Here is a 20441-nt window from a genome sequence, read left to right on the forward strand (position 1 = left end):
CACGACTTTGAATGGCAACGTGTTGACCGGAACGAGCAGTGTGGATGGTGCAGTGAGTGTCACTGAATTTAGCGTGGCAGGCGATCCGGCCACTTACCTTGCAGGAGACACCGCTGTTATTGCTGGCGTCGGTAGCTTACTGATTAATGCCGATGGTGCGTTCAGTTTTGTTCCTGCGGCCAATTACAACGGTGCGGTTCCCGTGGTGACTTACACCATGACCGATGGCAGCAGCAGTGATACCTCGACTTTAAGTCTGGACGTTACAGCTGTTGATGATGCCTTTAGTGATAATAACGAAGTATTAAGTACTGTCGAAGATACCCCATTGAATGGAACCGTATTGAGCGGTACGAGCAGTGTCGATGGGTCAGTTACTGTCACTCAGTTCAGCGTGGCAGGCGATCCGGCGACCTATCTTGCAGGTGATACGGCGGTTATTGCTGGCATCGGCAGTTTGCAAATTAATGCCGATGGAACGTTTAGTTTTACCCCTGATGCCAACTACAACGGTGCGGTTCCCGTGGTGACTTACACCCTAACTGATGGCAGCAGTACTGATACGTCCACCTTAAGTCTGGACGTCACGCCTGTAAATGATCCCTTAGTTGACAGCAATGAGGTGTTAAGCACCCCTGAAGACACCCCACTCAATGGTACTGTATTAAGCGGAACGAGTAGCCCTGAAGGCGCCGTAATTGTGACCCAATTCAGTGTGGCGGGTGATCTGGCGACTTATCTTGCAGGTGATACGGCGATTATTACAGGAATCGGTAGTTTACAAATTAATGCCGATGGAACGTTTAGTTTTACTCCTAACGCCAACTATAATGGCGCTGTTCCACTGGTAACGTACTCCCTTACCGATGGCAGCACAAGTGATACGTCGACTTTAAGTCTGGACGTCACAGCTGTTGATGATGCCTTTACTGATAATAATGAAGTATTGAGCATCGTTGAAGATGCGCCGCCACTTAATGGCACTGTGTTAAGTGGTACGAGCAGTGTCGATGGGCCGGTCAATGTGACCCAATTTAGTGTGGCAGGCGATCCGGCGACTTACCTTGCAGGAGACACCGCTGTTATTGCTGGCGTCGGTAGCTTATTGATTAATGCCGATGGTACTTTTATTTTTACCCCCAACGCCAACTATAATGGCACTGTTCCTCTGGTAACGTACACCCTAAGCGATGGCAGCAGCACTGATACATCCACTTTAGCTCTGGACGTGACTCCTGTGGATGATTCGTTTAGCGACAGTAATGAGGTGTTAAACACTGCCGAAGACACGCCGCTTAATGGTACGGTGTTAAGCGGCACGAGCAGTGTGGATGGGCCAGTCACTGTGACCGAGTTTAGTGTGGCAGGTGACCCTGCTACCTACGTTGCAGGGGATACGGCGATTCTTTCTGGTGTGGGTACTTTGCAAATCAATACGGATGGTACGTTTAGTTTTATACCGAATTCTAACTACAACGGTGCTGTGCCGCTAGTCACTTATACTTTAAGCGATGGAAGCAATACTGATGTATCTACTTTGACCATAAGTCTGACCGCAGTTAATGATGCTCCAATAATTACTGGTCAATTAAATCAAACCATGGTTGAAGACGGCAGTAGAAATTTTAGAATCGCTAATAGCAATGAGTTTACACTTTCTGATACTGATAGTGCTTCAGTAACAATAACAATCTCAGTACTTTATGGAAACTTGACGGTTTCAGATTCCATAGCGACAACTCAAGGTATTGCCGTAAGTAATAATGGAAGTATGAGTATTACTTTAGTAGGTGCTCCAGCTAATATGACTACTTTATTGGAAAGTTTAAATTATACACCAGTAAAAGATTACTACGGTCAGGACACGTTAACGTTCACTGCAAATGATGGAGTTTCCAGCAGTACTCATGTTACGTTGATTAATATTACTGCCGGAGTCGATATTGCTGATGATACCGCAGTTACTAACGAAGATACTGCGGTGAATATTGCTGTAATTGCAAATGATACCTTTGAAAATGCTGGTCGTGTCATTACAGCCATAAACGGTAACGCTATTACTGTTGGCGGTACCGTGAATGTTGCAGATGGTACAGTTCTTTTGAATGCCAATGGAACGGTTACTTTTACTCCTGCAAATAATTTTAATGGAAGTACCAGTTTTACCTACACCGTGACCTCGGGCGGAGCTACGGAAACTGCAACAGTAAATGTTACAGTTAATCCTGTTAGTGATGCACCACAAGGTTCAGACTATACACTTTCAGCGACTGAAGATACTCCTATAGTCTTGTCAACGGCTCATTTTAGTATGACCGATGTGAACGATAATCCTGCCAATTCTCTTCTCAGAGTGCGAATTGCGACGTTACCTACCAGTGGAACGCTCACGTTAAATGGTGTAGCTGTTACTGCGGGGCAAAATATAGATGCTACTGATATTAATGCGGGTCTTTTAGTCTTCACTCCCGTCAAAGACGCTCATGGAGCGAGCACCTTTACCTTCCAGGTATCCGATGATGGCGGGACTGCAAATGGAGGTGTTAACCTGGATCAAACCCCTAATTTATTTACTATTGATGTAGGAGCGGTTGCCGATACACCATTAGTTTATGCTCACTTGAGTTTGCCCACCATAACTGCCGGTACCAATGTGATCGATGCGAATTTTAGCGATAATATCAATGAAAACAATTTGACTAACTGGACACGAGTAGCATTATTCACTAACACTTTTGCAGAAATTCAAGGTGGTAGTGGTAAATCGCAAACCGAGGCCAATTTGTTTACCAGTAGTGCCTGGGCAGGTCAAACAGGTACTGATGCAACCGAAGTTAGTAACTTTAATAGCAGGTGGACTAAGTCAGGGGGAGAGATATTCTATAATTCTGCAAATGCTAACGATGATTCTCAAGGTATTTTATTTTTAAACACGAATCAGATGACCGTTGCAGAGCGAGCGCTCACGAGTTACGTTATTTCGGTTGATGTATTTGCAAATATTAATACTAGTGTCAATGGAGTCGGTGTCGTATTTGGTTACCAGAACAGTTCGAACTATTTTCTGGTGCGCTGGGAAAATCCCGACATTAATTTTGCTCCAGGAGGATCATCTTTTCAGTTTCTTCCTGGGCAATATTACGAGTTGAGTTTGGTACAAATTGTCGCAGGAACACCCACTGATTTGGCTCGCACTACTTTTAACGGAGATGATTGGTTTAACCTGGTCATTAACGTGAGTGCTACGGGAATATCTATTGCGGCAACAGATCTTACTGATCCAGCTACCCAGGCAAGTCTTTCTTATGTATACGGCACAGTCAGCGGTGGAGCATCTACTGCTCCGGCATTGACAACTGTAGGAATGTACACTTTCGATAGTGATTTTGCATCACGTTGGGACAATCTAACTGTCAATCAGGCTGCAAGTTTCCAGTATATCTTGCAGACAGAGGCGTTTCTGAGCGATCTTGATGGCAGTGAAACGTTAGGTACTATAACTTTATCCTCCATTCCGAATGGAGTTACATTATTTGATACGGTGACCAATACTGAGGTAGTTGTTACCAGTGGTAGCGCCAATGTTATTGTAGGGAATGACATCAGGCTAACATCAACAACGGTACTGACCGCTGCGCAAATCAGTGCGATTACTGCTACTGCCTCTTCTGTTGAATCTTCAAATGGCAATACAGCCACCAGTCAGTCTATTCCTGTTTATTTGGAAATTACCGGGAACAGTCCTGCCGAAACCATAACCGGAACAGCGTCCAGTGACTGGATAACCGGTGACTCAGGCAACGATATTCTTTCAGGAGGTAATGGTTCTGATGTGATTATCGGTGGATTAGGAAATGATACCATCACCACAGGATCAGGTTCTGATCAAATTGTTTTGCTTAAAGGGCAAGGAGGCGCTACTGCGGGAGCGGCTCCAACCGATATTATCACTGATTTCACTGTAAATACGGATACTATTGTCATCAAAGGAACAAACATCATCGGCGTATCTGTTTCTACCCCTTCCTCAAATATTTACACGATAACCGTGACTTATTCAGGTGCTGCGACGGAATATTTTAAAGTAAATTTATCTAACGGTGCGGTGTTGAATGATTCAGGAGATACTCAACTTACCGGAGTTGTTTTAAGTGGCGGAACGGCTACTATTGATGGAACTATAGTAGGAGCCATTCTTTATCTGGATATTAACAATAACAACCAGGAAGACGAAGGTGAGCGTCTGGGCATTACGGATCAATACGGTCATGTTGAGTGGGTATTGGATCTTGCCAAACTGGATGTGAATGGGGATGGTCAATACGTTTTAGGAGAAGCTCGAGCCGTGCAAACGGGAGGCTTTGATATTGATACGGGACTTACCTACGAGATAAATCTTTTTGGTCCTGTGGGCTCAGCGATAGTGTCACCTTTAACCAGTTTGTTGCAGGCTCAGTTGGAATCAGGCTTTGATTATCAAACAGCGAATGCCAATATTGTTGCACGTTTGGGTTTGCCAGAAGGTACCGAGCTCATTAGCCTTAATCCGATAATGGGTTCTCATGATATTCTTATGCAAAATGCGTCCGTTATGACGGCTGCTGTTCAGTTTGCGGAACTTGCTGCCATTCGTTATTCCACCGATGAGGGGCGTGTTTCTTTTTCAGTATTCGAAGCAATCAGCAAGGCTTTGCTTGAGTTGCCTGAAGGGGTTATTGCCGATTTTAGTGACACGAATTTGTTGAATTCTATTGCTTCATACCTTGATTTGGGTGAGCTTGCCAGCGCAGAGGTTATTGACTTTTTAGCCGCAAGTCAAAGAGCATTACACGTCAGTATGGAAACCCTGGCTCCCGGAGATAATGCACTTGCTGCCATTAGTGAGGTACAGCACTTGACTCAGGGCAGTTATGCCCAGATTCTTGAATCATACAGTAGGGGGTATTTGCCATCTCATATATTAAGTGACATCAGTGTCATTGTGCTTGCCTTCAGCAGTTCGAGCATTAGTTACGATGCGCTCAGAGACTTTAATGATCAGTTTACTGCTGTGGTTAATCAATCCAGCACTTATTATTCAGAATACTCAGCCGATGGCACTCAAGACAACGGCACCAGTAATTTCGTTCAGCAGTTGGATACTGTAGTGCATGATTTTATGACTGCTCATGGTCTGGATGCGGCTCAAGTTAACGATTTTTATGTGTATACATTGCTGGATTTGGGTTTGGAGACAGAAAACGTTCTTTTTCCTGATATCAGTCAGAGCAATGATAATACAACACAATATTCCTCTTCATCTACTGGCACTGAAGAATTGTATGGCAGTGCGAATAATGATTTCATCTATGGCGGATACGGTAATGAATTGATCTTTGGCGGGGATGGAGATGACTTTCTTCATGGCGGTGCAGGGGACGATACCATAGTCGGTGGATTAGGTAATGATATTATTCATGGCGGTATGGGTAATGACCTGATGACTGGTGGAGGTGGCAATGACGTGTTTGTTTTTGAAAAATCCGATATTGGATCCCAACCTGGAATTGATACCATCACTGATTTTAAACTGGGTATTGAAGAAACCATTAATGGTGAAAAAAGTATTTTGGACTTAACTGATCTGTTTAAAGATTCGACTTTAACTTCTAATTCGTTGGATAGTTTGTTGCAAATAAGTACCATTTTGAATGAGTCAACCAATCAAACCGATACTGTAATCAAGACTGATCCTACGGGTAATGCACTCTTCAATGCCTCGCCAGAAACCATAGTATTGAGTGGTGTGGATGTGGTGTCTGTTTTTGGAACCTCCGATTCAGCAGAGCTTGTTCAACACATGCTTGCTGCAAATGTACTGGTTATGGGGCACTAAGTTTTTTATTATAAAATCCAGATATCTTATGTAATTTTTGTCATGCACCTGGACCTGATATATACTCCGTGAAAAGAAAATTATGGAGTTTATTCATGTCAGAGCCCTATATCCTGGTTTTATATTATTCTCGAACAGGTTCTACTGCTCAATTAGCGCAATACATTGCTCGAGGCGTTGAACGTGTCGCAGGAATTGAAGCCAGATTGAGGACCGTCCCTCCGGTTTCAACGACTTGTGAAGCTACTGAGAAAGCCATTCCAGAAAGTGGTGCTCCCTACGTCAGCCTGGATGACTTGCGTTATTGTCACGGTCTTGCTCTTGGAAGCCCAACTCGTTTTGGTAATATGGCTGCCCCATTAAAATACTTTCTGGATGGAACCTCTGCTTTGTGGTTAGCTGGTGATTTGGTCGATAAACCGGCTTGCGTTTTTTCTTCCTCAGCAAGCATGCACGGAGGGCAGGAAAGTACCTTGTTATCCATGATGTTACCTTTATTGCATCACGGTATGTTTCTTGTGGGTGTTCCCTACACAGAATCTGCCCTAAATACAACCATTACCGGAGGCACCCCATATGGTGTAACGCATGTTTCTGGTGTTGCAAACGATCATCCCATGAGTCAGGATGAGATAACTTTGGCTCGTCACCTGGGAGAGCGATTGGCACGTTTGGCTTTATCAATTAAAAAGAATTAAACGAATAATACGAAACGGGCAATGTATTAAAATACCCAACAAGAGGCGCAAAACCCTGCACTTTGGGAATCTGGAGTAAGAAAGGTTATGAAGGTAATCAGTTTTAATGCCAATGGTATTCGTGCATCCGCACGTAACGGTTTTTATGAATGGCTTGCAGGTCAAAACGCTGATTTTGTCTGTATTCAGGAAACCAAAGCTCAGGTTGATCAATTATTACCCGAAGAGCTTTATTATCCACAAGACTATTTTTGTGATTATTTTGATGCACAAAAAAAGGGATACAGCGGTGTTGCTATTTATGCCAGACAAAAACCTACTCGTATCGTCAAAGGCATGGGATTTGATTATTGTGATAATGAGGGACGTTACATTCAGTTTGATTATCCTAAATTAAGTGTTATTTCCTTATATTTACCATCAGGTACCAGCGGAGATGGGCGCCAGGAAGTTAAATACGATTTTCTCGAGAAATTCGCTTCTCATCTGACGAATTTAAAAAATGAGGGACGAGAACTTATTCTTTGTGGGGATTATAATATTGCGCATAAGAAAATTGATTTGAAAAATTGGCGAGGGAATCAAAAAAACTCAGGTTTCTTACCTGAAGAGCGAGCCTGGATGGATGAACTTTTTGGAACCATGGGGTTTGTAGATGCATTTCGAGTACACAATCAGGAAGAAGAACAATATACCTGGTGGTCCTACCGTAATAAGGCCTGGGAAAAAAATGTAGGGTGGAGAATAGACTATCAAGTCATTACTCCGGGGCTGAAAGAACATGTTATCGACAGTCGAATTTTTAGAGAGCCGCGTTTATCGGATCATGCGCCCTTAATGATAGAGTACAAAGGAGACTGGTGTGTTTAAACTGGCTAGTTGGAATGTTAATTCCCTAAAGGTCAGGCTCGAGCAGGTTTTGGAATGGCTTGAGTCAACTCAGATGGATGTTCTTGCTATGCAGGAAACCAAACTGGTAGACGAAAATTTCCCGGCAGCAGCTTTTATTGACAAAGGATATCATATTGAGTTTTCAGGACAGAAAACATACAATGGAGTCGCTGTGATAAGTCGTCAACCTATTAGTGAGGTGATGACGGATATTCCGGGGCTTGACGATCCGCAGCGCAGAATTTTGGCTGTGACTGTTGGTGACATCAGAATAATCAATCTGTATGTTCCAAATGGTTCAGAACTTACTTCTGACAAATACCAATATAAACTGCACTGGTTAAATAAAGTGATTTCTTTTATTCAACAGCAATTGCTTTTATATCCAAAACTGGCGGTAGTAGGCGACTTTAATATCGCTCCAGAAGATAGAGATGTTCACGATCCTGAAGAGTGGAAGGGCTGTGTATTGGTAAGTCCTGCGGAACGAAAAGCGTTTCAAGAACTAATCGAATCAGGATTACATGACAGTTTTAGAAATTTTGAACAGGAAGAGGGCTCGTTCAGTTGGTGGGATTATCGTGCCGCTGGTTTTAGGCGTAATCGAGGTTTGCGTATTGATCATGTCTTACTGAGCCATGAGTTAAATCGATTATGCAGACAATCGCAAATTGATAAAGAGCCGAGAAAAGCCGAGCGTCCTTCTGATCATGCACCTGTATGGGTGGAACTCGATGTGTAATCTATTCAAGCGTACGGTGCTTAGAGGTTATAATTACTTTGGTTTATTCAGTCGCCTTGCCAGTACATTAAACTCCAGGTAGGGTTTTAGCAGGACAAGCGCATCTAAATTATGAACATAAATCTCCATCCTTTTGCCTACGTCCTGCGCTTTATGCGCAGGATCCATGCGATCTTAGTGCAGGCAAAGATCTGGATTCTGCGCATAAAGCGCAGAACGTAGGCGTCTTGGTCTTAGATAATACGTTTAGATGCGTTTACCCTGAGGTTTTTAGAAAAAATTGATTTATAATTTCATTTCTGCTATTGTTTTGCGTCATTTGTGTAGAGTATGGTGCTTGGCAGTAGAGTCCAGGTGGCGATATTCATTTAGAACTATAAGAGAGTGGTATTATGAAAGCATCTGTTCATCCCGATTACAAAACAGTTAAAGTGACCTGCAGTTGTGGCGAGGCTTTTGAAACTCGTTCAACTTTATGTAAAGATCTCAGCATTGAAGTATGTTCACAATGCCACCCATTTTATACCGGTAAGCAAAAATTAGTAGATACAGGCGGTCGTGTTCAGAAATTCCGTGATCGTTATAACATGCGTTCTGCTAAAACTGCATCTAAAGAATAATCAAGCGGGTTTAGGCACATTTTTTTTAAAAAGGCACAGTAAACACGTGCCTTTTTAGTAATTGTCTTTACTTTGTCTGGAATGCTCACTTTAAAAAATACCCTTGATATTCAAATCGTGTTCCCGTATAAGCATTAACGTTGTTAATGAAAATAGGGAAATGGGTAGTGAGTTGTTCCGACTGAACCCTGTAAAAAGTTTTAGTGAGTTGAAAAAAACTTTTATTTTCGTGTGGTCTGATATAGAGAGTAAGCACTTTGGATAATGACGTATTAAAGCAGCGTGCGTTGGACTATCATGAATTTCCTGTTCCAGGAAAACTTGGTGTACACGTTACCAAATCGACTAATTCCCAGGATGATTTATCCCTGGCCTATACCCCGGGTGTGGCAGCACCGGTTTTAGCTATTGCTGAAACACCAGAAAATGCCTATCGTTTTACGAGTAAAGGCAATTTGGTCGCAGTAATGACTAATGGTACTGCTGTACTGGGTTTGGGTGATGTAGGCCCACTGGCCAGTAAACCGGTCATGGAAGGTAAGGCAGTATTATTTAAACAATTTGCTGATATTGATGTGTTCGATATAGAGGTCGACGCAGATGATTGTCAAGCATTTATAGCTACCGCCAAGGCTATAGCGCCAACATTTGGCGGCATTAATCTTGAAGATATTAAAGCTCCTGAGTGTTTTGAAATTGAGCAGGCTCTGACAGAGCAACTTAACATTCCAGTATTTCATGACGATCAGCATGGTACAGCTATTGTTGTTGCCGCCGGTCTTTTAAATGCACTTGAGTTACAAAAAAAACGCCTTTCAGAAGTTAAAATAGTGTGTATAGGCGCAGGAGCAGCTGGAATTGCATCCATGCGCTTGCTGGTTGCTTTGGGTGCAGACAAAAAAAATATGCTGCTCCTTGATACCAAAGGAGTTATTCATTCCGGCCGTGAAGATCTGAACGCCTACAAATTTGCATTTGCACGCTCGACGCATTGTCGAACACTCGAAGATGCTCTTGAAAATGCAGATGTCTTTATTGGTGTTGCCAAACCTGACTTGTTAAATGCGGATCTATTAAATTTAATGGCTCCAAATCCTGTCATTTTTGCTCTGTCTAATCCTGATCCTGAAATTCGACCAGAGCTTGCTCATCAGGTTCGTAATGATTTGGTTATTGCAACAGGACGAAGCGACTATCCAAATCAGGTCAATAATGTGTTATGTTTCCCCTATATTTTTCGTGGTGCACTGGATGTGCGCGCTACGTGTATTAATCAGGCAATGCAGATTGCGGCGGTTGAGGCAATACGCCAGCTGGTGCATGAGGAAGTTCCCCAGGTTGTCAAGGATAACTATCCTGGTGTAACACAATGGGAGTTTGGTCCCGACTACATCATTCCTAAACCCATAGATCCTCGTTTGAGAGAAAGGGTTCCTGAAGCCGTTGCAAAAGCTGCAATAGCCAGTGGTGTGGTCAAATAAATAACTAAAAGTAAACAGAGCACTTTATTTCTCTTTAAAGGGAGGTTTCGTGCTCTTGCTTAACCCGAACGTTAAGGAGATAACTTTGCATTCAGAAAACCGTGATAATTACGCAATCCTGGGATGGCTGATTTGTGGATTAGGCGCTGTATTTTACAGCTATGAATATTTATTACGTATAGCTCCCAGTGTGATGGAGCATTCCTTAAGAGGCCATTTTAATTTATCGGCATCAGGATTTGGTCTACTTTCTTCAGTTTACTACTTTGCTTATGTTCCTATGCAATTACCCGTTGGTGTTATGCTGGATCGTTATGGCCCTAAACGTTTATTAACTTTTGCGTGCCTCGTTTGTGTTATCGGTACTTTCCTTTTTACCGCCACTACCGTCTTTTGGGTTGCTGCACTTGGCCGCTTTTTAGTTGGTTTTGGTTCAGCATTTGCTTTTGTGGGTGTCTTGAAACTCGCCACCATATGGCTGCCGGAAAACAGGTTGGCTATGGTTTCAGGGATGACTTCAGCACTTGGCCCTATAGGCGCCATGTTGGGTGATAATTTCCTTGAGATCTTTATTGAGCAAATAGGCTGGATTAAAACGCTTAATATTACTGCGTTATTCGGAATTGTGCTCACAGTGGTGCTGTGGTTTGGAATTCAGGATAGAAAAGGCCACCATCGAAATAGCGGTACTGTATCAAGTTTCAAAAAAGGAATGATAGATCTCGGTATCATTATCAGAAACAAGCAAATATGGGTTAATGGTATGTATGGATGTCTCGTGTACCTGCCTACCACTGTTTTTGCAGAGCTCTGGGGTATTCCTTATCTGAGACATGCGCACGGATTAACCGCACAGGGTGCAGGTCTCGCCAATTCATTACTCTTTTTAGGCTTTATTCTGGGTGCTCCATTAATGGGGTACATTTCGGATAGACTCTACAGACGTAAATTTCCTATGCTTATAGGTGCTGGCGGTGCAGCGATTGTAATGATGATGATCTTATATCTTCCCGGTTTGAGTGAAACGAACATTCAGTCCCTGATGTTTTTGCTTGGCCTGCTTTATAGTTCTCAAGCTATAGTTTTTGCAGTTGGCCGTGAATTAAGTCCCGGTGAAGCTGCTGGTACCGCTATGGCTGTCACGAATATGATAGTTATGTTGGGAGCCATGTTGTTACAACCTCTTGTGGGTCATCTGCTCGATTTTAGTTTATCAACTCACGTTGGCGATGCAGCGCTTACAGGTACCCTAGTGGATAACATCCAGAAAGTTTACACTGTCGATGATTATCAATTTGCTTTGTCAATTATTCCGTTGGGTATTCTCATCGCAGCTATATTGACTTTCTTCTTAAAAGAAACGCACGCCCATGCACACAGATAAAATGATGAACAAAAAGCAAATGATGTTTGGCATACTGGTCTGCTTTGTTGGGGCTGTATTTTACTGCTATGAGTTTATACTGAGAATTATTCCCGGAGCGTTACAGTCCGAGCTTAGTGCTGCCCTGGGACATATATCAGCAACTACTTTTGGGCAGATTTCGGCGCTGTATTATTTTGCCTATTCACCCATGCAGATGCCTGTAGGCATGTTGATGGACAGATTCGGCCCCAGAAGATTGCTCACTTTTGCTTGTTTGTGTTGCACCTTGGGGTCCTGGATGTTTACTCTGACCTCATCCATGTTTTTGGTTGGTTGTGGCCGATTTCTGGTAGGGTTTGGTTCTTCCTTTGCTTTTGTGGGCGTTTTATCTTTGACCTTGCACTGGTTACCAAGACGATATTTTTCGTTGGTTGCAGGATTGATTACCACTCTTGGCATGTTGGGCTTGGTATACGGTGAGGTTAAAATAACCGAATGGTCTATGATCATGGGTTGGGAGCATGTTTTGTTCCTGATTGCTGTCATAGGTTCAGGTTTAAGTGTTTTGATGTTTTTTGTTGTACGAGATGGCCCTGAAGGGTTTCAACCCAATAAATATCCCTTACCTGAGTTTTTTCATAACGTATTAAAAGTACTCATGTCTCCTGAGGTCTGGTTAATTGGGTTTGTTGGTGCATGCCTTTACACGTCCCTATCTGTATTTGGAGAGTTGTGGGGTAAAACGTATTTGGAGCAGGCACATCATTTAACCAAGGTTGAAGCAGCCAGGACAGTATCGGCTGTTTTTTTGGGTTGGGCTGTAGGCGCACCTATCGCAGGCTACTTATCTGATAGCACTGGAAGACGAGTATTACCATTAGTGATTGGGGCTATTTTATCATTAATTTGTATTAGTCTGGTGCTTTATTGTCCTGGACTGTCATATGTTAGTTTAAACATTCTGCTGTTTCTTTATGGTGTGTTTAGTGCAACGGAAATTATTGTCTTTATCATGGCAAAAGAATGCAGTGGCGCCAAGTTGTCAGGAACTGTTTTTGCTGCAACCAATATGATAGTTACTTTGGGTGGCGTTGTATTTCAACCTTTAGTGGGTAAATTGCTCGATACATTTGGAGATAGTGGTATAGTGGCTGGAGAACACATCTATACTGTAGAAGATTATCAGGTTGCCTTGTCTATATTGCCTATATCCCTATTGATGGTAACAATACTGGCTTTTTTTATTAAAGATCACTCAGTTAGTTCCGAGCATTAACCGTCATTCAGCCTTTTATTCATTTCTCAAGCTCAGGATGATTTTTAGCCTGACTTGAGGTGTGATGTAGTTAATCTAAACTAGGGCGTGTTACCAATTGCTCCCGCCTACGTGCCTCGGCTTGTCCGAGGCACGTAGGCGGGAGCAATTAAAATAAGCAACCATCAACCGCAATCTTAAATCCTTCTAACATCAAGAGCGCTTGCGGATATCTTCAACAGCTTGTCTGCGACAGTCAAACGCTTGCGATATCTTATCGTCTGACCAGTTTGAGCCTTTTATATCAGCCTTAAGCAAGGCCTGAGCCTCCTGACTATTGACATCCAGATGGATGTCAATCCATATCTACTCCAGAGCGCAACGTCAATTTAACGTGTGACTTTTTCAATAGGCTCGAAATAAATGAGCATTTTCACTTGCAGCTTTGTTCGTTAAAGTAGTACCAAATACTCCGAACGCAAGCAGAGCTGCTCCTGTCGTGGCCGCTAAAAAACTGGTAGGATCAAGAGACGCTGCATCCAAAATAATGAACGCTACAGCAATCTGAGTAATACCTAAAACCGCTATAAATCCTCTTAAAATCGACATAGAACAAACAGGCTGACTAGGTATGGCTACTCTTCGCTCTGGAATGCGAGGCGTTACTGCTTTAATTAATGGTTTATCAACAGGAACGGGGCTGGGGAGCTTCACATCTCTTAAAGGTACTAGTATTTTTCCATAAACACCATCATCTAATTTTTCCCTGGTTTGCGTCAACAAGTTATTACTACCATAACCAAGATTTAATGCCCCAACATTCAGCCATAACAAATTTTGAGTGTTTATAAAGGCATTGGCACCTGAGCAATCAATCTTATTTCCCTCAATATTCAGCCAAATCAAACCTTGGCTTGCTGCAAAAGCAATCGCTCCTTCAGTAGTAATGCGATTCCAACTCACATCAAGTTTTTCCAGCGATGTATGACCTGCCAAGGCAATAGCACCCTCATTGGTAATACGGTTTGATTTCAAAATAAGATGATACAGTAAATTGTTCTTTGCTAAGGCAGACGCACTTCTATCAGTTAAAAGATTAGAAGAAAGATTGAGAGTACTCATATTAGGACTAATTCTCAGGGCGAAATCGTAAATGTAATTGTTACTGAGATTTAATTCACGAAGATTTGGCATTTGGGTCAATGCGCATGCTCCCTCTCCCCGGATGTCATTAGTACTGGCATCTAAAAAAGTAAGTCGTGTATTTGATGCTAAATATTGGGCACCTTCATCACCAATATGATTGTAACTCAAATTGAGACGTTGAATAGATTTATTACGCGCTAAGGCTTTAGCACCCTGAACACCAATTTGGTTGCAGCTTATGTCAAGGCTAAGCAGACGTTCATTCAATTCAAAGGCTTCAGCACCTATATAACTGATTTTGTTATCACTAACATCCAATTCATCTAAATAAGGGCTGGACGCTATTATTTTTACAGCGTCATCGCCTAGTTTATTCCCTCTAATCTTTAGAATTCTTAAGCTTGGTACAGCTAACAATTTTTCCAGGCTTTTTATACCGATCCGATGATTGCTCACATCAAGCGTTGTAATTTCTGGATGTTTATTTAAAAAATTACAAATTATTTCAATATTTCTCGATTGCCAAGGTTTACCCTCTGATAAAGTAAAATATTCATGATCAAAATGTGAATAGACATGATCTTTAAGAATTAAAGCGTTTTTATTTTTTATGCATTTTTCGAGATATCTATCATCAGTATAAGGCACTATATGGTTTCCTAAATTTGAATTGGGAGCTAGGCATCATTTTTCAATGAATATGACAATCAGAGTTATATATCCGTACAGAACATATCTGGTAATAGATCTTAATGTAATGCTGCCCGGGCATTCGGATAAAAAGAGCGCATCATAGATATTTTTTATGATATTTTCAATCATTAATGGGTAATTAATTACCATATGAGCATTACCTCTATCAACTAAACCATATTTTTGGGGCTTTTTACCTTCAACTTGACAAACAACTTGATTGGGTTATTATTGCGCTCCTTAAAATAATCAAGCCTATTAGTGTAAAAAATAATCAATTAAAATCATTCTGTTAATGACTTTTTCGAGATTCATTCTGGACTGTTGCCAATCGTTCACAGTGTAAGTTTGATAAGCACGCTAGGACTTACATAGACCCAGTGATCCATTTTGTGGAGATTGCATGCCCAACACTATAAATGATGAGACTAACGGCATCTATCATTACCTGCATTTAGCTAACTTGCGTGGCCAAGATAACGAAAAAGCCTTTATCTATTATAAGAAAGCCGCTGATTGTGGCCATATTGATTCACAGTATTTTGTCGCATATCAATATGATGTGAAACAAGACTATCTAAAAGCACTTAAATATTATCGTAAAGCAGCTGCGCAGCAGCATGAATTAGCGATATCCAGAATTAAAACCCTGCAGGACGAAGCTGAAAAATTATACAAACTGGCCATGGGGCTAAAATGTAGTACACAAGAAGTCATCTATTTTGAATCTGCAGCAAAACTGGGCCATAAAAATGCACAGTATTTCTTAGCCAGTCGATATGCAAGGGGATTATATGTCGATAAGAATAGTTCAATTGCAATGAATTGGTATAAAAAATCAGCGGATCAAGGAGTTAAAGATGCTCAGTTCGAACTGGCTGAGCTGCTCAAGAAAGGCAGCTTAGGTATTCCTGCAAATGAAATTGAAGCAGTCAAATATTACCGTTTAGCCGCAAAGCAAGGGCATCTTGAAGCCAAAAAAATACTACTTGAACTCCAACTAAAACTCGGGATTCAATACTATACCGGCAAGGGCCTACCCCAAGCTGATGAATACAAAGCAGCAGTCTGTTTTGTTGAAGCGTCTGTGTTAGGAAGCCCATCAGCACAGAATTATCTGGGTATTATGATTGAAGCGGGTTCCGGGGGGCTGGAACAAAACTACACTATGGCAGCATCTTTGTACAAGTCAGCATCCAGCCAAGGTATTATTTCGGCACATTTTAATCTTGCCGATTGTTATGAAAAAGGATTAGGGGTTAAAAAAAATGTCCTTAAAGCCATCCGACTGTACACCAAAGCAGCTACAAATCGTCACGAAAAATCGCAAGCATCACTAGTTCGTTTGAAACAAGATGCAAAGCAGGGGAATCCTCTCATTCAACAGGCATTTAATACGCTTGATTCAGAAGCCAATTCTTTTAACACCCAAGGAGTTGATTGTGCTTTGGGCCGTAATGGAGCAAAAAAGGATATCAACAAAGCGATTGAGCACTATACTCAAGCAGCTGAACGAGGAAGCCAGTATGCGCAATATTTACTGGGAAGATTATACGAAAAGAAAGCACAATATACTGAGGCAAGAATATGGTATTTAAAAGCCAAACAACAAGGGCATAGAAGAGCCAGATATCGATTATCGAGACTGGATAGCTTACAACTCCATCAAGGCTGGAAACATGAAATTACAATAAAAAAATCAGGAAACAAAACAGCATTAATTGTATCTGAAGAAAGCTCACATGCACGCCACCTGGCAGAAAAAATTTATAATCACGAAAAAATCGCTGAATTTCGTGCAGTCGGAAATATGGTCCGAGTTGAAGGTGGATTAATTGACTATCTAATTGAATACAACAATTGTCCTGAAAATCCAGTCATGACCATTGCGTTTAGAGGCTCTGTCACCCTTTGGGATGATTTTGTCAAAACTAATGGCGAATATCCCCATCGATCATTAGAGGAAATCGATAGAAAAGATAGAGGTGTTGCTGAACAATTTATTTATGATGTTGTAGCAATCGTCGGGGAACATTCTGCGCATGGTGGATTTATAAAACGGTATAGTCGAATGCAAGACCATATGCATGCCGATATTAATAAGTTAATACACGATAATCATTTAGCCTATTCCGATGTGTATTTTATTTTTTCAGGACACAGCTTGGGTGGTGCAATAGCCAGTTTGGCGGCACGCGATTTCAAAATGAAACATCCTGAGTCAGGCTATATTGGCTTGGTCACCGTATCATCACCTCGTGTTTATGGTACTAATGCAGCACAGGAAACAGAAAAGCTCCTTGGAAAAAAGAACATCATGCGTTGGTGGAGGAGCGGAGATATTGTGACGGCTGTTCCCCCTGCATCTTTCGGGTTTGAACATATAGGCATGGATTATATGCTTAAACCCTTAATGGGCGCAGGTGCTTTGGATTTATCCAGTAAGCATAATATTGAACTCATCAATCAAGATCTTGCAGGAGAGACATGGCGCCAAGAGCGAAACCCCTTTCATGTTGGTCTAAGTGAACACCCAGGCATATTTGGTAAAGCCAACAAATTAGCAAAAACCGTTGTGGTGAGACCCGTGGCAACGATAGGTGAAATGAGCTATACGTACGCACGTATTGGTTTAAATTTTTTTGGCAGCGCCATCAAACCAGTGACAAATGCCATAATTGAATCAGTGATTAGCGATCATAAAAAACCTTAAATTTTTAGCTGAATCTGTCGAAAAAATTGTCTAATGATGCAATGAGAAACAATGAGGAATAATTAATGGATATGACGAGGTATTGAAATGCTCATTTTTATTGGGAGAGTGGTTGTGATTTATTACGAATTAGACTCTTCTAATTGTTTTAATAAGTATTCCAGCCCTAGCTCAAAATCCCCTTTACCGAAGTGTGATTAAACCTTAATTTTACATTTTGCTTAATTTTTTAATCCATTCTTCACGCGCTTTCCAAATCAAATCAAATTTTATATTTTGTTGCTTCCCCCATTCCCTAATGAAAACTTGATGTTTGTCTACTTTAAATTGACCGATCTGATGAGGATTGATAATAAATTCTTGCTCTAAATCTACGTTAAACGAAAAATCAGTGCTTTCAGGGAAGGTAATGTCGAGAGAGTGAGTTTCGTATTTCAAAAAACAATGTGCTTCTGGTATTTTGATTATTTTATAATCATCTAAAACAGGAGCAATTTTAGGCATATTTTCTCGAGTTAAGAAAAAAATACCAAGCACTAATTTTAAGGGAATCAATTGTTCTTGAGCCAATGCTGCAATTAATGCATGCTTTACACTGCAAGCCCCTCGTTTTTCCTCCAACACTTGAAAATAATTTTCTCTATCTGATGTTCGTTCATAGGGTAATGCATGTACGTAGTTAACAGCTTCCCACAACGTTGAAATATTGTGTTTTAAAAATAACTGACTGACTTTTCCTTCAGATTCAATTTTTTTGTTAGGTAAGTCCATTTCTTTTAAATAATCTGATAATTGCATTTATAAACCTAAATAGGGTTCTGTTGAGTTATTTAAAAACAGCAATTAACTCGTTTACTGGAAGACGGCGCTCTGATTGGCAGCTAATAAGCCTGGAAACCTGGAAGCTTTTAATTTGTGCATTCTTGTAATGTTCACGGGTAAATTCGGTATCATGGTTAGAGATGATGACAGGGATGCCTCTGTCTGCTGTTGCTCTGGCTAATTCAGCAAGTTCTATTTGATCGTCGTCAGAAAAATTTTTTTGGGTGTAAGGTAGCGGTCTATTCTTAATGGTTATGGGCACGTATGGTGGATCACAATAAATGACATCACCTTTCTCAGCCATCTGGAATGTCTTGCGAAAGTCATTATGAATAAACTCTGCCTGAGCGCTTTTTTGGTGAAAAAGAAGCATTTCCTGATGAGGGAAGTAGGGTTTGGTATAAAGTCCAAAAGGCACGTTGTATATCCCTTTTGAATTATAGCGGCATAGCCCATTATAACCATGCCGATTTAAATACAAAAACATGGCTGATTTCTTTTGAGACTTATTGATTTTGTTGAAGGCATCACGAAGTTCGTAGTATTTTTCCTTGCAGTTCATTTCCGGTTCAAAAAACTGCTTGCAATAATCTACAAAAAAAAGCCCCTTGTTTTTCAGGGTATTAAAGAGATGCACCAGATCCGAATTACTCTCTCCCATAAGGTAAGCTGGGTAATTGGTATTCATAAAAATCACCCCGGAACCAGCGAAAGGTTCAATTAAGCGCTGTCCGGGAGGAAGAGAACTAATCACTTGATGCAGGCAGTTGTATTTGCTTCCAGCCCATTTGAGAAAAGGTCTTATTTTGGTCATACAGTTTATTCGAATTCAATTGTATGGAGTATCTCTTATTTTTCAATTAAAAAACAGAGCAATTAATGATTTTCTCATCAGTACATTATGGCTATTATGAGTAATCCTAAAGAAATCGCACCAATAAGGCTTAAGACAATTGAGCCACCAGGAACCATATGCCCATCTTTTGCTGCTAATACGCAGGTTTTACGTCCCTTCCAGGCCATTATCGCAGGGAGGAGCAGTAATAAAACGACACAACAAATTCCTGCATAGTTTAGTGCATGCAAATAAATACCAGGATTAATTAAAACAACAGCAAGTGGAGGAAGAAAAGTAAGTGCCAGAGTGTATTTGCCTTGATATCCATTCTTCTTGAATTTCAAACCATCAGCAAGAAAATCAAACAATCCCAAAGAGACTCCCAAAAACGCAGTAATCATACAAATGGACGTAAAGAAACCAAAAAAACCGCTGATCCATTGATTGTGTACTGACTGATTCAGAGCCTCAGTCAGACCACTTGTGGCGTGTTCCGAGTTCATCAAAGCAATAAGACCATTATCGCCTTCACGAGATACAACACCCATAATTACTGCATCCCAGACTATATAGCACAGTAGAGGAATTAGTGAACCAAATAATATTACTTTTCTCAGAGTGCGAATATCATCTTCAAAATACTCACGCAAGCTGGGTACAATCGATGCAAAACCGAAAGATGCAACTAATATCATCAACGTTCCAGTAAATGCACTTGCTGATCCGCCACTTAAACCGGTTGTTGAAACATGTGGGCTGATAATGGCCACAAGCAGTACATAGACTCCCAGTTTACCAAACATTAATCCTCTATTAACGTAATCAACGGAGCGTATGCCTTTATAAACTACCAGGCTGAATAGGGCTGTAAATATAACGGATGTTAACCAGTTAGGCAGTTCAATGTGAATTTTATGCAATAGGCTGCTAAATACATCGCTGCCTCCAGAAATATACGCTGCCAAAAGGGTATATAAAAGAAACAGATACGTTATCCAGGCGATGACTTGTCCCGGCAATCCCAAAGTGGTTTTAGCCATGGATATCATATTACTCCCTGCAGGAAGACGTATATTGACTTCAAGAACGAGTAGGGCGCCAGAAGTCATTACCAACCAACAAAAGAAGAGGAAGAAAATGGAGTTACCAAAACCTACCTCAGCCGTTGAGACAGGTAAAGCCAGCATTCCACCACCAATGGACGTCCCTACAATAAGTAGAATACCACCTATCAATTTTGAGTTACGCACTTAATTATTACCCAATATTAGTACAAATATAAAACACTATGATACTTTTGT

13 protein-coding genes are annotated in these 20441 nt (G+C 41.2%); 9 read left to right on the forward strand and 4 right to left on the reverse strand.

Annotated elements, in window-relative coordinates; all coding sequences use genetic code 11:
• The first annotated feature begins 19 nt into the window (after positions 1–19).
• From Lwor_RS12120 to Lwor_RS12155, 8 genes are all read left to right on the forward strand, one after another.
• Entirely contained in the window at positions 20–5875 is a 5856-nt protein-coding gene (locus tag Lwor_RS12120; protein WP_157063151.1) for a tandem-95 repeat protein, read from the forward strand.
• A 95-nt stretch (positions 5876–5970) separates the two neighbouring features.
• Complete coding sequence (gene wrbA / locus Lwor_RS12125) at positions 5971–6573, forward strand: NAD(P)H:quinone oxidoreductase (protein WP_058494142.1); 603 nt, start codon at positions 5971–5973, stop codon at positions 6571–6573.
• A gap of 87 nt (positions 6574–6660) precedes the next feature.
• Entirely contained in the window at positions 6661–7443 is a 783-nt protein-coding gene (locus tag Lwor_RS12130) for an exodeoxyribonuclease III (protein ID WP_058494143.1), read from the forward strand.
• Complete coding sequence (gene xth / locus Lwor_RS12135; RefSeq protein WP_058494144.1) at positions 7436–8206, forward strand: exodeoxyribonuclease III; 771 nt, start codon at positions 7436–7438, stop codon at positions 8204–8206. Before Lwor_RS12130 ends, xth begins: the two co-directional genes overlap by 8 nt.
• Positions 8207–8598: 392 nt before the next feature.
• Complete coding sequence (gene rpmE, locus Lwor_RS12140) at positions 8599–8826, forward strand: 50S ribosomal protein L31 (RefSeq protein WP_058494145.1); 228 nt, start codon at positions 8599–8601, stop codon at positions 8824–8826.
• Positions 8827–9083: 257 nt separating this feature from the next.
• The gene (locus Lwor_RS12145; protein WP_058494146.1) at positions 9084–10307 is read left to right on the forward strand and encodes a malic enzyme-like NAD(P)-binding protein; all 1224 of its coding nucleotides are present in this window, start codon (positions 9084–9086) and stop codon (positions 10305–10307) included.
• An 85-nt stretch (positions 10308–10392) separates the two neighbouring features.
• A complete protein-coding gene (locus Lwor_RS12150) occupies positions 10393–11691 on the forward strand; it encodes an MFS transporter (protein ID WP_058494147.1) in 1299 nt (432 codons plus the stop codon).
• A complete protein-coding gene (locus tag Lwor_RS12155) occupies positions 11678–12949 on the forward strand; it encodes an MFS transporter (RefSeq protein WP_058494148.1) in 1272 nt (423 codons plus the stop codon). The genes Lwor_RS12150 and Lwor_RS12155 overlap by 14 nt, the downstream gene beginning before the upstream one ends.
• A 384-nt stretch (positions 12950–13333) precedes the next feature.
• On the opposite strand, the gene Lwor_RS12160 is transcribed toward Lwor_RS12155, so the two are convergent.
• A complete protein-coding gene (locus tag Lwor_RS12160; protein ID WP_058494149.1) occupies positions 13334–14722 on the reverse strand; it encodes a leucine-rich repeat domain-containing protein in 1389 nt (462 codons plus the stop codon).
• A gap of 448 nt (positions 14723–15170) precedes the next feature.
• On the opposite strand from Lwor_RS12160, the gene Lwor_RS12165 reads away from it, so the two are divergent.
• The gene (locus Lwor_RS12165) at positions 15171–17480 is read left to right on the forward strand and encodes a lipase family protein (RefSeq protein WP_058494150.1); all 2310 of its coding nucleotides are present in this window, start codon (positions 15171–15173) and stop codon (positions 17478–17480) included.
• 210 nt (positions 17481–17690) lie between these two features.
• Here the strand turns inward: Lwor_RS12165 and Lwor_RS12170 are convergent, their stop codons facing one another.
• The 3 genes from Lwor_RS12170 to Lwor_RS12180 form a co-directional block, all read right to left on the reverse strand.
• Positions 17691–18278 (reverse strand): hypothetical protein, encoded by a 588-nt coding sequence (locus Lwor_RS12170; RefSeq protein ID WP_058494151.1) that lies wholly within the window; start codon positions 18276–18278, stop codon positions 17691–17693.
• 28 nt (positions 18279–18306) lie between these two features.
• Positions 18307–19116, reverse strand: a complete 810-nt coding sequence (locus tag Lwor_RS12175; RefSeq protein WP_058494152.1) for a Dam family site-specific DNA-(adenine-N6)-methyltransferase — start codon at positions 19114–19116, stop codon at positions 18307–18309.
• Positions 19117–19193: 77 nt separating this feature from the next.
• Positions 19194–20390 carry an amino acid permease gene (locus Lwor_RS12180; RefSeq protein ID WP_058494153.1) on the reverse strand — a complete coding sequence of 399 codons (1197 nt, stop codon included), beginning with the start codon at positions 20388–20390 and terminating at the stop codon, positions 19194–19196.
• Positions 20391–20441: the final 51 nt, after the last annotated feature.

Origin of the sequence: Legionella worsleiensis (assembly GCF_001467535.1) — a bacterium.
GTDB classification, from domain to species: domain Bacteria; phylum Pseudomonadota; class Gammaproteobacteria; order Legionellales; family Legionellaceae; genus Legionella; species Legionella worsleiensis.

Bases quoted from the DNA above. Each gene is read 5' to 3' on its own strand.
- Lwor_RS12130 (WP_058494143.1), top strand. From the start codon at position 6,661: ATGAAGGTAATCAGTTTTAATGCCAATGGTATTCGTGCATCCGCACGT.
- Lwor_RS12175 (WP_058494152.1), bottom strand. From the start codon at position 19,116: ATGACCAAAATAAGACCTTTTCTCAAATGGGCTGGAAGCAAATACAAC.
- Lwor_RS12155 (WP_058494148.1), top strand. From the start codon at position 11,678: ATGCACACAGATAAAATGATGAACAAAAAGCAAATGATGTTTGGCATA.
- Lwor_RS12165 (WP_058494150.1), top strand. From the start codon at position 15,171: ATGCCCAACACTATAAATGATGAGACTAACGGCATCTATCATTACCTG.
- Lwor_RS12170 (WP_058494151.1), bottom strand. From the start codon at position 18,278: ATGCAATTATCAGATTATTTAAAAGAAATGGACTTACCTAACAAAAAA.
- wrbA (WP_058494142.1), top strand. From the start codon at position 5,971: ATGTCAGAGCCCTATATCCTGGTTTTATATTATTCTCGAACAGGTTCT.
- rpmE (WP_058494145.1), top strand. From the start codon at position 8,599: ATGAAAGCATCTGTTCATCCCGATTACAAAACAGTTAAAGTGACCTGC.